The sequence below is a fragment of the Arcobacter aquimarinus genome (assembly GCF_013177635.1).
GTDB lineage: Bacteria > Campylobacterota > Campylobacteria > Campylobacterales > Arcobacteraceae > Aliarcobacter > Aliarcobacter aquimarinus.
Genome location: NZ_CP030944.1, coordinates 2270428 through 2287523, shown reverse-complemented (window position 1 = coordinate 2287523; position 17096 = coordinate 2270428). Strand labels below are relative to the sequence as shown.

20 protein-coding genes and 1 tRNA gene are annotated in these 17096 nt (G+C 24.7%); 14 read left to right on the top strand and 7 right to left on the bottom strand.

Features of this window, described 5'->3' with window-relative positions:
* Positions 1-570: 570 nt before the first annotated feature.
* The 3 genes from AAQM_RS11555 (at position 571) to AAQM_RS11545 (ending at position 2373) form a co-directional block, all read left to right on the top strand.
* Positions 571-1698: a replication initiation protein gene (locus AAQM_RS11555; RefSeq protein ID WP_129094047.1), complete on the top strand. Its 1128-nt coding sequence runs from the start codon at positions 571-573 to the stop codon at positions 1696-1698.
* A 247-nt stretch (positions 1699-1945) separates the two neighbouring features.
* Positions 1946-2021 (top strand) — tRNA-Cys (locus tag AAQM_RS11550).
* A gap of 130 nt (positions 2022-2151) precedes the next feature.
* The gene (locus tag AAQM_RS11545; protein WP_129094048.1) at positions 2152-2373 is read left to right on the top strand and encodes a membrane lipoprotein lipid attachment site-containing protein; all 222 of its coding nucleotides are present in this window, start codon (positions 2152-2154) and stop codon (positions 2371-2373) included.
* 43 nt (positions 2374-2416) lie between these two features.
* On the opposite strand, the gene AAQM_RS11540 is transcribed toward AAQM_RS11545, so the two are convergent.
* Genes AAQM_RS11540 through AAQM_RS11530 form a run of 3 tightly spaced genes read right to left on the bottom strand, consistent with a single transcriptional unit; the run spans position 2417 to position 5224 of the window.
* On the bottom strand, positions 2417-3385 hold the full coding sequence (locus AAQM_RS11540) for a hypothetical protein (protein WP_129094049.1): 969 nt from the start codon (positions 3383-3385) through the stop codon (positions 2417-2419).
* Positions 3378-4049: an ABC transporter ATP-binding protein gene (locus AAQM_RS11535; RefSeq protein WP_129094649.1), complete on the bottom strand. Its 672-nt coding sequence runs from the start codon at positions 4047-4049 to the stop codon at positions 3378-3380. Before AAQM_RS11535 ends, AAQM_RS11540 begins: the two co-directional genes overlap by 8 nt.
* Positions 4046-5224, bottom strand: a complete 1179-nt coding sequence (locus AAQM_RS11530) for an ABC transporter permease (protein ID WP_129094650.1) — start codon at positions 5222-5224, stop codon at positions 4046-4048. Before AAQM_RS11530 ends, AAQM_RS11535 begins: the two co-directional genes overlap by 4 nt.
* 430 nt (positions 5225-5654) lie before the next feature.
* Between AAQM_RS11530 and dksA the strand changes: the two genes are divergently transcribed.
* Together dksA and AAQM_RS11520 are read left to right on the top strand one after the other, a co-directional pair.
* On the top strand, positions 5655-6026 hold the full coding sequence (dksA, locus tag AAQM_RS11525; RefSeq protein ID WP_129094651.1) for an RNA polymerase-binding protein DksA: 372 nt from the start codon (positions 5655-5657) through the stop codon (positions 6024-6026).
* A complete protein-coding gene (locus AAQM_RS11520; RefSeq protein ID WP_129094652.1) occupies positions 6023-7021 on the top strand; it encodes a tRNA pseudouridine(13) synthase TruD in 999 nt (332 codons plus the stop codon). Before dksA ends, AAQM_RS11520 begins: the two co-directional genes overlap by 4 nt.
* Before the next feature lie 39 nt (positions 7022-7060).
* Here AAQM_RS11520 and AAQM_RS11515 read toward each other — a convergent pair whose 3' ends face one another.
* Together AAQM_RS11515 and AAQM_RS11510 are read right to left on the bottom strand one after the other, a co-directional pair.
* The gene (locus tag AAQM_RS11515) at positions 7061-8044 is read right to left on the bottom strand and encodes a hypothetical protein (RefSeq protein ID WP_129094653.1); all 984 of its coding nucleotides are present in this window, start codon (positions 8042-8044) and stop codon (positions 7061-7063) included.
* Positions 8045-8053: 9 nt separating this feature from the next.
* The gene (locus tag AAQM_RS11510; protein ID WP_129094654.1) at positions 8054-8632 is read right to left on the bottom strand and encodes a hypothetical protein; all 579 of its coding nucleotides are present in this window, start codon (positions 8630-8632) and stop codon (positions 8054-8056) included.
* Positions 8633-8745: 113 nt separating this feature from the next.
* Here AAQM_RS11510 and AAQM_RS11505 point away from each other — a divergent pair, with 113 nt between their 5' ends.
* The 9 genes from AAQM_RS11505 (at position 8746) to argS (ending at position 16058) form a co-directional block, all read left to right on the top strand.
* Complete coding sequence (locus AAQM_RS11505; protein ID WP_129094655.1) at positions 8746-10041, top strand: S41 family peptidase; 1296 nt, start codon at positions 8746-8748, stop codon at positions 10039-10041.
* 11 nt (positions 10042-10052) lie between these two features.
* Positions 10053-11000, top strand: coding sequence for a phosphoribosylaminoimidazolesuccinocarboxamide synthase (locus tag AAQM_RS11500; protein WP_129094656.1), 948 nt, complete (start codon positions 10053-10055; stop codon positions 10998-11000).
* 86 nt (positions 11001-11086) lie between these two features.
* Positions 11087-11332 carry a phosphoribosylformylglycinamidine synthase subunit PurS gene (purS, locus tag AAQM_RS11495; protein ID WP_129094657.1) on the top strand — a complete coding sequence of 82 codons (246 nt, stop codon included), beginning with the start codon at positions 11087-11089 and terminating at the stop codon, positions 11330-11332.
* A 1-nt stretch (position 11333) separates the two neighbouring features.
* Positions 11334-12005: a phosphoribosylformylglycinamidine synthase I gene (gene purQ, locus AAQM_RS11490; protein ID WP_129094658.1), complete on the top strand. Its 672-nt coding sequence runs from the start codon at positions 11334-11336 to the stop codon at positions 12003-12005.
* A 33-nt stretch (positions 12006-12038) separates the two neighbouring features.
* A complete protein-coding gene (locus AAQM_RS11485) occupies positions 12039-13109 on the top strand; it encodes an SH3 domain-containing protein (protein WP_129094659.1) in 1071 nt (356 codons plus the stop codon).
* The gene (locus AAQM_RS11480; RefSeq protein ID WP_129094660.1) at positions 13096-13782 is read left to right on the top strand and encodes a lysophospholipid acyltransferase family protein; all 687 of its coding nucleotides are present in this window, start codon (positions 13096-13098) and stop codon (positions 13780-13782) included. Before AAQM_RS11485 ends, AAQM_RS11480 begins: the two co-directional genes overlap by 14 nt.
* Positions 13772-14158, top strand: a complete 387-nt coding sequence (crcB, locus tag AAQM_RS11475; protein ID WP_129094661.1) for a fluoride efflux transporter CrcB — start codon at positions 13772-13774, stop codon at positions 14156-14158. The genes AAQM_RS11480 and crcB overlap by 11 nt, the downstream gene beginning before the upstream one ends.
* A 67-nt stretch (positions 14159-14225) precedes the next feature.
* On the top strand, positions 14226-14459 hold the full coding sequence (locus tag AAQM_RS11470) for a Sec-independent protein translocase subunit TatA/TatB (protein ID WP_129094662.1): 234 nt from the start codon (positions 14226-14228) through the stop codon (positions 14457-14459).
* 9 nt (positions 14460-14468) lie between these two features.
* A complete protein-coding gene (argS, locus tag AAQM_RS11465) occupies positions 14469-16058 on the top strand; it encodes an arginine--tRNA ligase (RefSeq protein ID WP_129094663.1) in 1590 nt (529 codons plus the stop codon).
* A 129-nt stretch (positions 16059-16187) separates the two neighbouring features.
* Here the strand turns inward: argS and rsfS are convergent, their stop codons facing one another.
* Entirely contained in the window at positions 16188-16514 is a 327-nt protein-coding gene (rsfS, locus tag AAQM_RS11460; RefSeq protein ID WP_129094664.1) for a ribosome silencing factor, read from the bottom strand.
* Positions 16511-17059, bottom strand: a complete 549-nt coding sequence (gene nadD, locus AAQM_RS11455) for a nicotinate (nicotinamide) nucleotide adenylyltransferase (protein ID WP_129094665.1) — start codon at positions 17057-17059, stop codon at positions 16511-16513. Before nadD ends, rsfS begins: the two co-directional genes overlap by 4 nt.
* Between the last annotated feature and the right edge of the window lie 37 nt (positions 17060-17096).

The following is a 17096-nucleotide window of genomic DNA, read 5'->3' as shown; positions in this document are numbered from 1 at the left end:
GAAGTTAAAAAACTTATCTCTTTTTCTTTCAAAAATTTTTCACTCTCGTTAGTTTTCGGGCTTTTGTTGATTGTAATGTTTAGATTTTTGCTTATAGAAAAATATAAATAAGAAGTATGAAGATTTTATTTTTGTATCAGTAAATAATCTAATAAAGTGAAATGAAAAAAAAGCAAAACTAAAAGAGAGTTAATTTTTTGAATTTGAAAAAGATATAGATAAGTTTTTCTTCTGTTATGAAATATAAATTTAAAAAGATAAGAAGAGTTAATTTAATTATTGATTTATCAATTCAATATCCCTATTTATAGCCTTTTTAAATCAAAAAGGACAATTTTTATTTATATCTTTAAATATTCTACTTATTAAAACTATTTTTATTCTTCTACTTAAAGAATTTGGCAAGTAATACAGTAAGACTATCTTGATTGGACAAATTTCAAAATTCTTTTTCATAATTGAACTTTTTTTAAATCTCACGCTTACAACTTCTATATACAAAATATGAAATAAAAATTTTCTTCCAATCCTTAAAGGGTTGCTCCCCAAAAAAACCAAAAGGAGCAACCCGTGACAACACTACAAAAATATAAAACTAAAAATGAAGAGTTAAAAGAACTTCTAATTAAAAATCTACCAACAAAAATTAAAGGTGGAAATGAAAAACATTTATCAAATATATATGAATATCAAACAGTTAAAGCCCTTGATAAATGTAAATTCATAAACTTTAATAGTTATAAACAAATAAGCTTTATGGTATTTGATATAGATAAATATGAAGATAAAACAGCAAAAGAGTATTTTAAAAATATTAATGGTTTTTATGAATATATATCTGAAAAAATAGGACTTGAACCAACTTATATACTTGAAACGCAAAAAGGTTTTCATTTTGCTTATCATTTAAAAAATCATATATTCACTAATCAAAATAAACCTCTTAATTATCTATTATCAATTAAACAAGCAATTACAGAACTTTTAAAATGTGATTCTATTGCTTCAAATAGATTATATGGAATTTGGAGAAATCCATTATTGCACCCTTGTTATTATTCCCAACAAATAAACTATGAATTAAAAGACTTTAAAGAACTATTATCAAAAATTGATTATAAAAATCATTCTATTAGATTGAATGTAAAAATAAATGAAGAGGAACTAATAGAGGGGCAAAGAAATACTACACTCTTTAAATATGCTATGAGATTTGCTAAAAATCAAAAATCAATAAGCCAAAATGATATATTAAACTACTTAATAGATATAAATGAATCAAAACAAGTGAATCTTTTAAATAGTGAATTAAAACAAATTTCAAATTCTGTTTTTAAATATTGGAAAAATGGAAAAATAAGATATGGAGCTATTGCAACTAAAAAAGATATAAATGAGGGAATAATGAATTTTTCAAAAATGAAAAATTTATCAAAAGAAGAATATGAACTTGAAATAAAAAGAAGACGAAAAGAAGCAGCTATTAGAACTGTAAATATTAGAGATAAAGAGAAAAACAAAAAACAACTTTTAGAAGCTAAAAAAGATTATGAAATAAAAAAACAAGAAGAGAATCAAAAAAAGGTTTTAGATATTGTTTTAGAATTACAAAATCAAAATAAAAAAATCAATTTTTCAGAGATTGGAAGATTATGTGGACTTGATAGAAAAACGGTTAAAAAGTATTATTTAACCTAAAATTAAGTAAATAACGATTATAATCCCACTCACAAAAAGACAAAATGTTCCCTAAAATGGCTAAAATTAAGCTAATTTTAAAGTGAATTTGTTTTCTTGGGATGTAAATGTTGCCGTGAAATAGGGCTTGAAAGACTTTCTTAAAGAAATCTTAAAAAGCTTCCCTTGCTCTCTGCCATTTTAATCTATTAAATCATCTAACATTCTATTTTTTAAATGGTTTAAAACTAGACTATACATTTCTGTTGGAGGTATAGCAAAGCTGGTAATGCCTCGGATTGCAAATCCGACATGCGTTGGTTCGAGTCCGACTACCTCCTCCACTTTTTAAGCTTTAATTAATCAAAATAAATTAACTTAATAAAATTAAAAATAATCCACAATTAATTCACTATAAATCTGCTAATATTCCGAACTTGTTTTAAACACAAGAAAATAAAAAAGGACGCAAAAATGAAAAAAGTTTTATTTGGAACAGTAGTTGCATTAGCATTATTAACTGGTTGTACAGAAGAGAAAAAAGCACCAGTAACTCAAACAGAAACTACACAAGAAGTTAAAAAAGATGAAACATCAGCAACTCCAGTTGTACAAGACGAAGTGAAGGCTGAAGAAACTAAAGTAGAAGAGACTACTCCTGCCACTGAAGAAGCTAAAGCGGAAGAAACAAAATAATTAAATTTTTATTTGCCGTGTTAATAAAAATATTAACACGGTTTTATAAGAATACTCCATTTACAAAATAATATCTAAGAACATAAAAAGAGCATAAAAAAATAAATATAAAGTTAAATAAAGAAGAATATTTATAAGTATAAAGTAAATTTTTATTTATTAATTTTTTTAAAATATAGCTAGCAATACCAAAAAAAGTTCCTAAGAATAAACTTCCCCAAATAAAATATCCAATAAAAAAATACTCTTTTTGTAGCATACAAAAAGGACATTGATGAGTAGGAAGTTGATAAATGTAGGTTGAAAAAAAGTAAGTTACAGAATAATATCCTATATATAAAAACATAAAATTAGTAATAAAATTTAAAAAAGATAATTTTTGAATACTTAAAAAAACTGTTAACAAGTATAAAAGATAAAAAACAATTAATAATGTGCTTATAGATAAATCAAAAGGTATTTTTGTTTCAGTATTATTTACTCCAAATATCACAGAACAACACATAACAGGCTCTTTTAAAGAGATATTATTTAAAAATGAAAAATCTAGTAATAGCTCAAAAATTGATAATAAAAAAATGAAAATATATAAAAGATATTTTTTCTTTGTGTATGGATAGGTTTTTTCTTTTAAATCAAGAGAATTTATAATTAGCCAAATACCAATAAAAAATAAGATTAAAATTTTTATAAAAAGATTAATCTGACCAAATTCATTTGCTCCTACAATTCCAGCAGCACACATAGCTCCAGGAACAATATTTGATAAATTATCTAAACTATAAGCAAAATATGGAAATAAAAAGATTTTTACAATTAATGTAAAACTAATTATTAAAATTACAAGATATGAAGTTTTTTCAAGTTTATATTGCTTATTTGTTGTTTTAGTAAAATCCCAATTTTTTATAATAGAAATCGAAAAATAAAATGCAATAGTTAATAAAATAAATAAAATTATTTGAACAAATAAAAATATAATAACTTCATTTGATAAAAGTATATTATTCACAAATTATTCCATTTTTTATATTTATAATTTTATCTACAAAATCAAGATTATCAAAAATAGGGTCATGTGTAGCTACAATAATAGTTTTATTAAGTTTTTTTAATTCTTTTAGGGTTTCTATAAATCTAATAGAGTTATCATAATCTAAATTTGCAGTTGGCTCATCACAAAGAATAATATTTGAATCATTTACTAAAGCTCTTGCTATTGCGCATCTTTGTTTTTCTCCACCTGAAAGATTTAATACTAATTCATCTTTTTTATGGGAAATATTTGCAATTTCTAAACTTTTTAAAACTTTTTCATCTATTTGTTTTTGTGAGTATCCAAGAGGAATAAGTGGAATTGAAATATTATCTTTTACACTTAATTCGTTAAATAAGTTATATGATTGAAAAATAAAACCTATTTTTTTAGCTCTAAAATTGGAGCTGTGTAAATCAGGAAGTTTTGCAACACTCTCATTATCTATTATAATCTCACCACTTGTTGGTTTATCCATAGTTGCAATTAATGAAAGCAAAGTAGATTTTCCACTTCCACTAACTCCTTTTAGGACAACAAAAGATGAAGTTTGAATCTCTAAATTTATATCTTTTAATGCGTAAAACTCTTTTTTACTGTTTTCATAAAATAGTTTATTTAAATTTTTTATTTTTATCATTTCATGCTCTTTGTAGAATCAATAATAGCAATTTTCCAAACAGGAATTAATACAGCACTTAAAAAAGGAATGATGAAAAATAAGAATAGAGTAATCAAAGTGCTAAATTCAATATTTGTTGAAATTATAAAATCATTTTCCATATTTGAAAAACCTATAAATATATTTTTTAATAAAGGAGCATTTAAAATAAAAACAAAAATATATGAAATTATAATTCCTAGTAAAAATGCTATAAAAGCTACCAAAAAATTTTCCATAATTTTTAGTTTAATAATATCTTTAATACTCCAACCAACAGCTTTTAAAATGCCTATTTCCCTTTTGTCATTTGAACTAATCATTGAATATCTTTGATATAAAATTAATACAAAAGTAAATAATACAACAATAAAAAGAATTAAAAAAATTCCACCTTTGTAGTTAAACATATTTTCATACATTTTTTTCAATTCTTCTTTTTCTAAAATTCTTATATTTGAGTGTTTCAATAATAATTGTTCTTTTATATTTTGTTTTTCTAAATCATTTGGCACATTTAACACAATATCTGAAGATTCGTTCTCTTTTATGTTTAAAATCTCTTTTGCAAGAGTTATATCCATAATTATTAAATCATTTGCAACTAAATTCATCTCTTTGGGTAAATCTTTAAATATTTTTACTTCTTTTATATCTTTATTAAATAATTTAAAATCATAAGAATCAAAATAGTGATATTTATCAAAAAGTTTTTTGACACCATTTCCAATTATCATAGAATCTTGTTCTAAAAAATTAGAGATATTTAAAATGTTAAGAAGTTCTTTTATATTTTTATTTGTATGCTCTTCAAATAAATCAACACCAACAATTGTAAAATAAACATTTTCTGGCATAAAATAGTAAGAACCATAAACTCTTTGCTCAATCTTTGAAATACCATTTATCGAAGAAAAATCTTCAATCCATGAAGTTGGAGTATCAATAACTTTTCCATTATTTATTTTTTGAACAATAAAATCACTTTGATTTTCTATAGTTTGAAAAATCTCTTTTTTTAAACTACTTGATAAAAATAAAACAGAAGATGATAAAAAAACAATAATAATTGAAATAATTAGAATTGCAATATGTTTTGATTTGTGTTTAATTAATAGCAAAAATAAAAAATTTAGAAATACACTATTTTTCATAAGTAAAATCCAAATAAGAGATTTGAAAAGGTACAAAATATAATTTTGTAGAATCATCTTTATACTCTTTTATTCTAGGTTCAAATAAATTGTTTGAAAAAGATATATTTGGCAGTTTTGTAATTGCACTGATTTTTGAAATATTATTTATGTTGTTATTTGAATAAATTAAAGAAAAATATAAAAAAATAGAAATTAATAAAAAAATTAAAATTATAAATCTTTTAGATAGGGTAGTAATATTAACTCCTTTTGAATAAAAAATATTGTATCCATTTTAAGTTAATTAATAGTTAAAAGATTAATATTTTAGTGATTTAAATTATTATTAAATTTTAGGTTTAATCCCATAAAACCGAAGCTTATAAGAGGCTTAATAAGTTATATAAGATAAAAAGTATATAATTGCGCGAATATTTAAGGAGAGAGAATGCCAAATAAAAGTCAAATTGATGAACTAAAACAAATTTTACTTGAAAGAAAAGTAAATATTTTAAATAATATAAATAATAGCAGAGCTAATATTGACCAATTAAAAGAACAAGATATAAATGACGATTTAGATTATGCAGAACTTGTAAGTGATTCTTTTACTGAAGGTATGATTGCTAATCATCAATTAGATGAATTAAATCAAATAGAAGAATCGCTTAAAAAAATAGCGGCAGGAACTTATGGTATTTGTGATATGTGTGGTGTAACTATTCCTCTAGGTAGATTAAAAGCAAAACCATTTGCAAAATTTTGTACAGAGTGTAGAACAGTATATGAACATGAATTTGTAAAACGAGCAAAGAATTGATAAGAAGAATTTATCCATTAAATGACAAAATTTTAAATTTTAAATTTGTTCAAAATGAAGAGGATTTTATTGTTGAAGAACAACCAATAAAATTCTCTTTAAATGGAAGTTTTCTTATATTAAAAATTAAAAAAACAAATTGTGATACGTGGGAATTAATCGATAGATTAGCAAAATTTTTAGGTATTTACTCAAATGAGATAGGTTATGCTGGTTTAAAAGATAAAAGAGCTACAACTACTCAATATATAAGTATTCCAAAAAAATATTCAAAAGAGATAAAACTTTTTAGAAATAAAAAGATAGAGATTTTAGAAACTTTTTTACATAATGAAAAATTAAACATTGGTGACTTAGAAGGAAATCGATTTAAAATAAATTTACATAATGTAGAAATTTCAGACGTAAATCATATTCAAAAAATTATTAAAATTATCTCAAAAAAAGGAATTCCAAATTATTTTGGTTATCAAAGATTTGGAAAAGAAGTTGTTGAAAATTTTGAAAAAGCAAAAGCTGTAGTTTATGGTGAAGAAATTGTTAAAGATAAAAAGTTATCTAAAATGTTAATTTCAGCATATCAAAGTAGCTTTTTTAATGCTTGGCTTGTTGAAAGACTTTCTATTTCAAAAGAAGAATTTGCATTACTTGATGGAGATATTTTTTTAGATTTAGAAAAAAATAAAATATTTACACCAAAAGCAATAACACAAAATATTCTAAATGATTTTAAGTCTCAAAAAATTACTCCAACAGGACTTTTACCGGGAAGAAAAGTTTTTAAAGCAATGGGTGAAGCTTTTAAAATAGAGAGTAAATATGATGATATTTATATTCAAGAGAAAGGTTATAGAAGGGAAGCTATTGTATATCCTAAAAGTATTAGTTGTAAATATGATGCTTCAAGAAATATTTGCACTTTAGATTTTATATTACCAAAAGGTTCTTACGCAACAGTTTTAGTTGAGTATTTAGCAAATAGAAATTTTTCTTAGTTTTTAAAAATAGTAAGTCTTTTAAGACTTACTATTTTTTTATGGAAGAGTTATATATTTTGAACCAAAATATACTCTATTTCCTATTACAATCATTCTATCTTCATTATCAAAGCTAAAGTCATAAACTGTATCAGAATTGAAATCATCGTTTATGTTTATTAAATAACCCTGAGATTCTATAGCGTATAAAGAATCAGTAAAAGCTAATGCATGAATTTTTGCATATTTATATTTTTTCTTAGAAACTTCCTCTAAATTAGCAGTTAGTTTAATAACTTGACCATCTATTGTAGCAATATAAATATCTTGACCTTTAACTATAATATCTCTTAAATCGTATGATTTAGATAAAATTTCTTTTGGTGAAATTGAAACAATTTTATTGGGACTTGCAACAATCAAAGTTTGTGTTGATTCAATCACATTTAGTGAAATGATATTATTAAATTCATTATCAGGATCAACAGCAATATTTTTTACAGATTCATTATTAATGCCAGATACAATAATAACTTTTCCATTTAAAGTAGGAAATAAAATCAAATTACCCATAAAATAAGGATTTGTAATTCTAGTATCATTTGCTAAAGATAGAGTTGAATACTCTTTAAATAGAGTTTTATTATTAGACATATCAATTAATTCAATAGTGTTATTCGAATAAATTAAAGCTAATTTATTATCTTTTACGGATGCTGCAATAACTACATCTTTAACAACTCTCTCTTCATTTCCAATTAAAATCTTATCGATATAATTTGTTGCTATAATTTTTCCATCGTTTGTAAGATTTATAAATTCAAATCCTTCAGGAAGTTCAAAACTTGAAATACCTTCTTTTGTGATAATTTTGTTATCATCTAGTGTTGCACCAATTTTATTCATTGATTTTATATTTGAGCTTAATGACTCTTTGTTTAATTCAATATTGCTACTAGTCTCTATTGGTTCATAATGTTTTTTACCAGAACAACCTGATAATAAAAATAGAGCTGATAACGAAAATAATATATACTTCATGTTTTTTCCTTATTTAGTAAGTAAATAGTGTTTTAATAAATTAGCAAGTTCAGATGCTTTTGAAGTTTCTGAAATTTGTTGTAAAGCCACTTTTGCCTCTTCGAATTTTCCATCTTTTGTTAAAATAAGTGCTTTATTAAAGATCGCAAATTCTTTTAATAAAAAATCGTTTTGTAATGCAAGATTATTTAACTCATCTACATTATTGTTCGCTAATGCTAATTGATATTTTGATAACTCTTTTAAAAACGGAAGGTTAATTTCAGCTGCTTTAAAATCTTTTTTAGACTGAATAAAAAGTGCAATTTCATAAAGCTTTTTATCTTTTTCTTTAATTTGTAAAAGTGATTTTTCATCACCAGTTTTCAAAAAATTATTAAGAGCTACGTTTGCTTCAAATTTATTTGTTTCGTCAATATTTTTTTTAATTATATAAGAAATTGAACCTATTATGATAAGTGTAATAAATCCAAGAATTACAATTTTATATTTTTTAAAAAATCTTTCACCTTTTACAAAGTTTTCAAGAAATTTCTCTTCACTTGTTAGTTCATTTTTAACATAATCAACATTTTCTTTTATACTCATTTTATGACCTTTTTCTAAACTAATTGATATGTTACAAAATTTTTAATAAAATCTTACTTTTATAAACTTTTTTGTATAATTTTTTTCTACAAATTTCAAAGGTTATTAAAGATATGAACAGATTATTATTGACTTCAACCATAGCGTTATTTTTATCACAGTCTGCATTTTCAAAAGAAGAAATTGCTCAACCAGAACAAACAAGATTTGAATCTTTGTCTAAACTTACAAAAGTTATTGGTACAGTTGAAAAATATTATGTTGATGACATAAAATTACAAGAAATCGTTGATAAAGCTTTAAAAGGATTGATGCAAGAGTTAGATGCTCATTCAAGTTACTTAGATAAAAAAGCTTCTAAAGAGATGAATATTCAAACAAAAGGTGAGTTTGGAGGATTAGGAATAACTGTAGGTATGAGAGATGGTGCATTGACAGTTATTTCCCCAATAGATGATACTCCAGCATTTAAAGCAGGTGTAAAATCTGGAGATATTATTTTAAAAATAAATGAATTATCTACAATTGGCATCACTTTAGATGAAGCTGTTAATCTAATGAGAGGTGAACCAAAAACTGATATTACAATTACAGTTGTAAGAAAAGGTGAATTAAAACCTCTTGAGATAAAAATGAAAAGAGATATTATTAAAATACAATCAGTATTTGCTAAAAAAATAGAGAATGAAGATGTAATATATTTAAGAGTTTCAAGTTTTGATAATAAAGTTACTGAAGATTTAGAAAAAATAATAAATGAAAATAAAAATGCAAAAGGATTTATTTTAGATTTAAGAAATAATCCAGGTGGATTGTTAAATCAAGCAATAGGTGTTGTAGATTTATTTGTTGACAAAGGTGTTATTGTTTCTCAAAAAGGTAGAGCAGAAGAGGATGAAGAAAAATTTGAAGCTTCATCTTTTAACACTAAATCAAAATTACCTTTAGTTGTTCTTGTAAATGAAGGTTCTGCATCTGCTTCTGAGATAGTAAGTGGTTCATTACAAGATCATAAAAGAGCAATAGTTATAGGGGAAAAAACATTTGGTAAAGGTTCAGTTCAAGCTGTTCTTCCAATAGAAAATGATAGAAGTGAAAATATCAAACTTACAATTGCAAAATATTATTTACCAAGTGGAAGAACTATTCAAGCTACAGGAGTAACACCTGATGTTATCGTTCATTCTGGAAAAGTTACTCAAAATGAAGATGATAAATTCAAGATAAAAGAAGCTGATTTAAAAAAACATCTTGAAGGAGAACTTGAAAAAGTAGACGAGGTAAAAAAAGAAGAGAAAATATTAAGTGATGAGACAAAAAAAGTAATTACAGGTGAAGACTTGTTGGAAGATAATCAATTGAATACTTCATTAGCAATCTTGAAAAGTTTAATAATTATGAATAAATAATAGGAAATTGTATGAAAATTAGCGATATTATAGCACTTGGATTATGGCCAGAGTCAAAAAAAACTACATCTTTAAAAGGTATAGATGAACTTGAGAACTTAGGTTATAACTTATTTTATATTGGTAAAAATGCGGACCTTTATACTTGTCCAGGAGATGAGTCAAAAGTTCTTTTAGTAAGAAGTGATAGATGTTCTGTATTTGACATACCATTGAATTTAGAAATTGAAGGAAAAGGTGTTTCTCAAACAGCTATTTCAAATAATGGTGCAAAATTTGCTAAAAATTTAGGTATAAGAACTGCAATTTTAGATGAAACTGTAGATAATTTAAAAGTTTCTTCTAGATGTCAAATGATGGAATTGTGTAAACCATTAGAAGCTGAAGTTGATGGAGAGTTAGTTCAATTTGAGTTGATTTTTAGAAATTATTTAACAGGTTCATTATTTGAAGCAACACAAAATGGAAATGATCCTTATGGATTAAATTTACCAAAAGATTTAAAAGAATGGTCAAAATTTGAGAATCCATTATTTACACCAACAACAAAAGGTGTAAAAGATATTCCTTTAAATTCTCAAAAAGTAAGAGAATTATTCCCTGAGATTATCTCTAGTTTAGAAAATTTATTCAAACAATTTACTCAATTTGCATATAATAATGGGATTATAGTAGTTGATACAAAACTTGAAGTATTTGTAAATTCAAAAGGTGAGTGGGTTTTAGGTGATGAAGTTTTAACTCCTGAAAGTTCAAGATTTATTTCTAAAGAGGATTTTGATGCTCAAAATTATATATCTATGGATAAACAAATATTAAGAGATTTTGGAAAAGCTCAAAATTGGAAAGAACAAGCAAAAGATTTAAAATCTGGTGAAAAATTAGAAGTTAATGTTCCACAAGAGATTAAAGATAAAATTTTGAGTGGTTATACAACTATTCTTGAAAGATTGAATTAATATAGACTAGTTAATGCTATTTTATACTAAATATGTATAAGGGATTTTTAGATATAATCCCAAAAAATATAAATTGAAGGTGACAAATGAAAGCAATTGTAAATGTAGGTTTAAAACAAGGTGTTCTTGATGATCAAGGTAAAGCAACTCATCATGCTTTAGATACTTTAGGTTTTAAAGAAATTGTAAAAAATGTAAGAATTGGTAAACAAATTATTATTGAATTAAACTCTTCAAATGAGGAAGAAGCAAGAAGCGAAGTAGCAAAAATGTGTGAAAAGCTTTTAGCTAATACAGTTATTGAAGATTATAATATCGAAATAGTAGGTTAATATGAAAATTTCAGTTTTACAATTTCCTGGAACAAACTGCGAATATGATACAAAATATGCCTTTGAACAATTAGGATGTGATGTAGAAATTATTTGGCATAAAAGTAAAGAAATACCTGCAGATACAGATTTAGTTGTGATTCCTGGTGGATTTTCTTACGGGGATTACTTACGAAGTGGAGCAATTGCTAGATTTGCAAATATTATGGAATCTGTTAAAGAATATGCATCTAAAGGTGGAAAAGTTTTAGGTATTTGTAATGGATTCCAAATTTTATTAGAAGCAGGATTGTTACCTGGAGCTATGAAGAGAAATGATTCTTTACACTTTATCTCAAAGTTTCATACTCTAAAAGTAATTAATAATGATAATTTATTTTTAGGATTAACTAAAAAAGATGAGATTTTAAATATTCCTGTTGCACACCATGATGGTAATTATTATATAGATAATGAAGGTTTAAAAGAGTTAGAAGTAAATGGTCAAATTCTTTTAAAATATTGTGATAAAGATGGAAATTTAGTAAATATGAATGGTTCAGTTTCTAATATTGCTGGAATTTGTAATAAAGAAAAAAATGTTTTTGGATTGATGCCTCATCCTGAGCGTGCTATTGAAGAGTTATTAGGTTCAACTGATGGAATCAATATGTTAAAGGGTTTTTTACAATAAAGAGATTTTAATCTCTTTATGTAAAAAAATAAAATGAAAAAAACATTTATAACAATATTACTTTTTAATATTTTTTTATCATTAAATTTATTTGCTGCAAAAAATCTTTATTTATCATATAAAAAAATTCCGACAAATGTTTATAAAAATCAAAAATTTGAACTTACAGTCAAAGCATTAATCACTACAACAAATTTTGATAATTTAACTACATCTTTTTCTAATTATTCTAATATTGCTATATTAAATCCAAATAGCCAATGGAAAAAAATCTCTTATGATGTATATGAAAATACTTTTTATTTTAAAGTTAAAAGTAATAATTTTAGATTACCTGATATTGAAGTGAAGCTATTAAATGGAAACAGTATAATAGATACAAGTCAACTTTCTACAATACCTATTAGATATTCTGATATAGGAAAAGGTGACGAAAGATATTCAAATGTTATTGCAGATAAGATTCTTCTCAAAGCTTATAAAACAAAGCAATACAATAATAATGAAGCTCTTACTATAATAGACATTGATGGTATAAACTCAAATTTAGAAGACTTTAAATTAAAAAATATTGAAGAACAAGGTGTTTCAGCAATTAAAGAATCAGATGCTACTCAAAATTTAGTATATTATTTTGTAACACCAATATATCAAAAAAATCTAATTTTTACATATTATAATTCTGCTACAAAAAGTTTTAAAGACGTAAAAGTACCATTGATTTTACAAAATGAGCTTGTTAGCACACAAACAGATTTGAATCCTAATGATTCAACATTTGAAAAGTATAAAAAAATTGCTACATTAGTTTTGTTTGGAATTTTATTTTTATTAACAGTTTGGAAAAGAAAAAAGATTTTAATATTTTTAACTATTATTTCATTTGTAATAGCTTTATTTTATAATTTACCAAATGCAAAAGGTGTAGTAAAAAAAGATTCATTTGTTTACATATTACCTACAAAAAATTCAACTATATTTTTCAAAATTGAGAATGATCAAAAAGTTGAGATATTAGAAAAGAAAAATGGATTTATAAAAATTCTTGGTTTAGAGAATGGATTTATAGGTTGGATAAAGGAAGAAAGTTTTGGCACGAATTAGAGGAATTATACTTTTTATACAGTTTTCAATTACTGTTGCTATTACTGTTATGTTTATGTATATATTTAGAAATCATACTCATAAGGTTATAAAAGTTTGGATGAAATTTCAAATGTATGTTTTAGGAATAAAACTTGAAATAGAAGGAAAGTTGGATGAATCTTGTGATATGGTAATAATGAATCATCAATCTTTACTTGATATTATAGTTATTGAATATATTCATTCACGAGATTTAGCATGGGTTGCAAAAAAAGAGATAGCTGATTTATTCTTTTTTGGACATATAATTAAAGCACCAAGAATGATAAGTGTTGATAGAGAAAATAAAGCAGGTATTATTCATTTATTGAAAGAAGCAAAAGATAGACTAGATAAAGGAAGACCAATTGCTATGTTTCCTGAAGGAACTAGAAGTGATGGTACTAAAATGAGTAGTTTTAAGCCAGGTGCAAAAATGATTGCTAATAAATATAATCTTAAAGTACAACCTATTATATTATTTAATACAAGAAATATTGTTGATTCTAAAAGTTTAAAAGCAACGCCTGGTATTGTAAAAGTTACTTTTTTAGAACCAGTTCAAGCATCAAAAGATAGTACTTGGTTCGAAGATACAGAAATAAAAATGAAAGAAGTTTTTAGTAAAGAGTATAAAAGTTATGTCTCTTAGTTGGCAAACAATTTTAGCAATAGGACTTGGTGGGTTTCTGGGTTCAATTGCTAGAGCTTATGCCGTTCATTTTTCAAACAAATATCTACCGTTAGAATTTCCTTTAGGAATATTATTAGTTAATTTAATAGGTTCATTTATTATTGGAATATTATTTGCTTATTTCTCTCACTATACAGTTTCAACAAATATGAAAGCTTTTCTTACAACAGGATTTTTAGGTGCTTTAACTACTTATTCTACTTTTGCAATTGAAACTTATTTATTATTTGGTACATCACTATATTTAGCTATTACTAATATTTTTTTTAATTTAGTTGGAACTATTGTAGCTGCAGGTAGTGGTTATAAATTGGTTAAATACTTCATAAGATAATTCAATAAAATTTTTTAAGGATTTTATAGTTATAATGGATTCAAAATAAATTTATGAAGGATAAGTCATGAGTATGCCAGGTGGTATGGAGTGGTTATTAATTGCATTGGTTGTTTTACTTTTATTTGGTGGTAAAAAAATTCCAGAACTAGCAAAGGGTTTAGGTTCAGGAATCAAGAATTTTAAAAAAGCTGTTAAAGATGATGAGGATGATTTAGCTGATACAAAAAAAGTTGATGAGTTAGATAAAAAAACTGAAGTTAGAACTTCTGATGAAAAAAATGAAACAAAACAATCATAAGAGATAATATTGCAAAATTTAGTAAAAGAATATATAGAAAAAATATTAGGTATTAGTGTTGTACTTGAAAAACCAAAAGATATATCGTTGGGACATTACGCAACTCCTGTAGCTTTTTCTTTAGCAAAAGAATTGAAAAAATCACCTATGGTTATTGCTGATGAGTTAGCTTCAAAGTTTTTAAATAGTGAAATTTTTGAAAATGTTGAGGCTGTGAAAGGTTTTGTTAATTTCAAGCTATCATCTATTTTTTTAGAAAACTTAGTAAATGATGCTTTGAGAAATAGGGATAGTTTTGCAAAGCAAGAAGCAAAATCTGAAAAAATATTATTAGAATATGTTTCAGCAAATCCTACAGGTCCTTTGCATATTGGTCATGCAAGGGGTGCAATTGCTGGTGATTCTTTGGCTAGAGTTGGTAGATATTTGGGTTATGATATTACAACAGAGTATTATATAAATGATGCTGGTGCTCAAATGGATATGTTAGGACTTTCTATTTCGTTAGCAGCTAGAGATTTTTTATTAAATGAAACAGTTGAGTATCCTGAAACATATTATAGAGGTGATTATCTAATTGATATAGCTAAGCAGATTCAAGAAACACATGGAAATGAAATATTCTATGATGAGTCTAGATTTAAAGAAATGGCTAGATTTGGTAAAGATGAAGTGATGAAAATCATTATTAAGGATTTAAAAGATTTAGGAATTGAATTTGAAAATTTTGTTTCTGAAAAATCTTTATATTATGCATGGGATGAAACAAGAAAAGTTCTTGAAGAAAATGGTTCATTATACGAAAAAAACCAAAAAATTTATTTAAAATCTACTCAATATGGTGATGATTCAGATAGAGTTGTTGTAAGAGATAATGGAATTCCTACTTATTTAGCTGGAGATATTATTTATCATAAAGATAAATATGACAGAAATTATGATAGATATATAAATATTTGGGGTGCAGATCACCATGGATATATACCAAGAGTAAAGGCAGCAATAGAGTTTTTAGGTAATGATTCATCTAAGTTAGAAGTTATTTTATCTCAAATGGTTCAATTATTAAAAGGTGGTGAACCTTATAAAATGAGTAAAAGAGCTGGTAATGTTATTTTAATGTCTGACATAACTGAAGAAATAGGTTCTGATGCATTAAGATTTATCTTTTTAACGAGAAAGAGTGATACTCATTTAGAGTTTGATATTGATATGTTAAAAAATCAAGATTCTTCAAATCCAATTTTTTATATAAATTATGCACATGCTAGAATTAATCAGTTATTTGTTAAATCAGAAATTACATTTGATGATATTGTGGATGTAGATTTCTTAAATATTAATCAAGATGGACTTAACTTAGTATATGAATCATTATTATTGGAATCTATATTAAGTGAGGCATTCTTAAAAAGGGATATGCAAAAAATTACTGAATATTTATACTCTTTAGCTTCATCAGTACATAAATTTTATAATGAACATAAAATTATCGGAAGTGATGAGCAAAATATTTATTTAAAAGTCTTAAGTATTGCTGCACTAAGTATAAAAACTGGATTATCATTATTAGGAATAAAGGCTAAGGAGATAATGTAATGAAATGGGTAATAGGCATCTTTGTTATTATTGTGGCTTATGCAATCTACACTGGTAACATGGGTGGAGCAAGAGATGCTACATCTAATTACAATAAAATCTTAAGAGGGGGAGAGTAGACTCTCCTTTTTATACTTCTTTAGTACCAATAGTAGATAAAAATTCTTCTAATGAATATTTTATTCTATATTTTTCGCTTATTAAATGAATAAAAATATCGCCTAAATCAATGATTGTCCAATCATCATCTTCATCTACTCTTAAAAACTCTTCACCTTGAGGTTTAAGGTCTGTTTTTAAGTAATTTAATAGTGCAAAACCATGTTTTGGATTTAATGTTGTTGCAATTACAACATAATCAACAATATAGTCTTTTGATGTTAAATCAATAATTTCTATATTTTCCGCTTTTTTTTCATCTAGTATTTTTTTTATGTTTTCTAATCTTGTATTCAAAAACTTTTACCTTTTCTAATATTTAATATATCATTTTTAATTTCAATCGGAATATAGTCTAAATTCATATTTTCTCTTAATAAGCTAGAACTAATATTTATATCTATATCCAAAATCTTGAATTTTTCAGTTCTTTTAGACTTAAAACCATTTCTTGTAACAACTACAAATTCTACTAAAGTTTTTAATTCTTCAATTTTATACCATTTATCTAAATTTTTTAAATTATCTTCTCCTAAAATAAAATATATTTTATTTGTAGAATACAATTTTTTTAAATAACTTACTGTATCAAAACTGTAGCTTAATTTTTCTTTATTTACTTCATAATCACAAATATCAACTTTTTCAAAATTATTAAAAACTTTTTTTAATAACTTTAATCTAGTCTGAGGTTTTAAATAAAAACTTTTTTTAAAGGGATTTAAATAAGTTGGAACAACAATTAATTTATCAATATTTAGTTCACTTAAAGCTGTTTTTACAATAGCTTTATGACCTATATGAACTGGGTCAAAACTACCACCAAATATTGCAATTCGCACCTATTTAAAACCTTTGTAATATACTTAAATATTATTA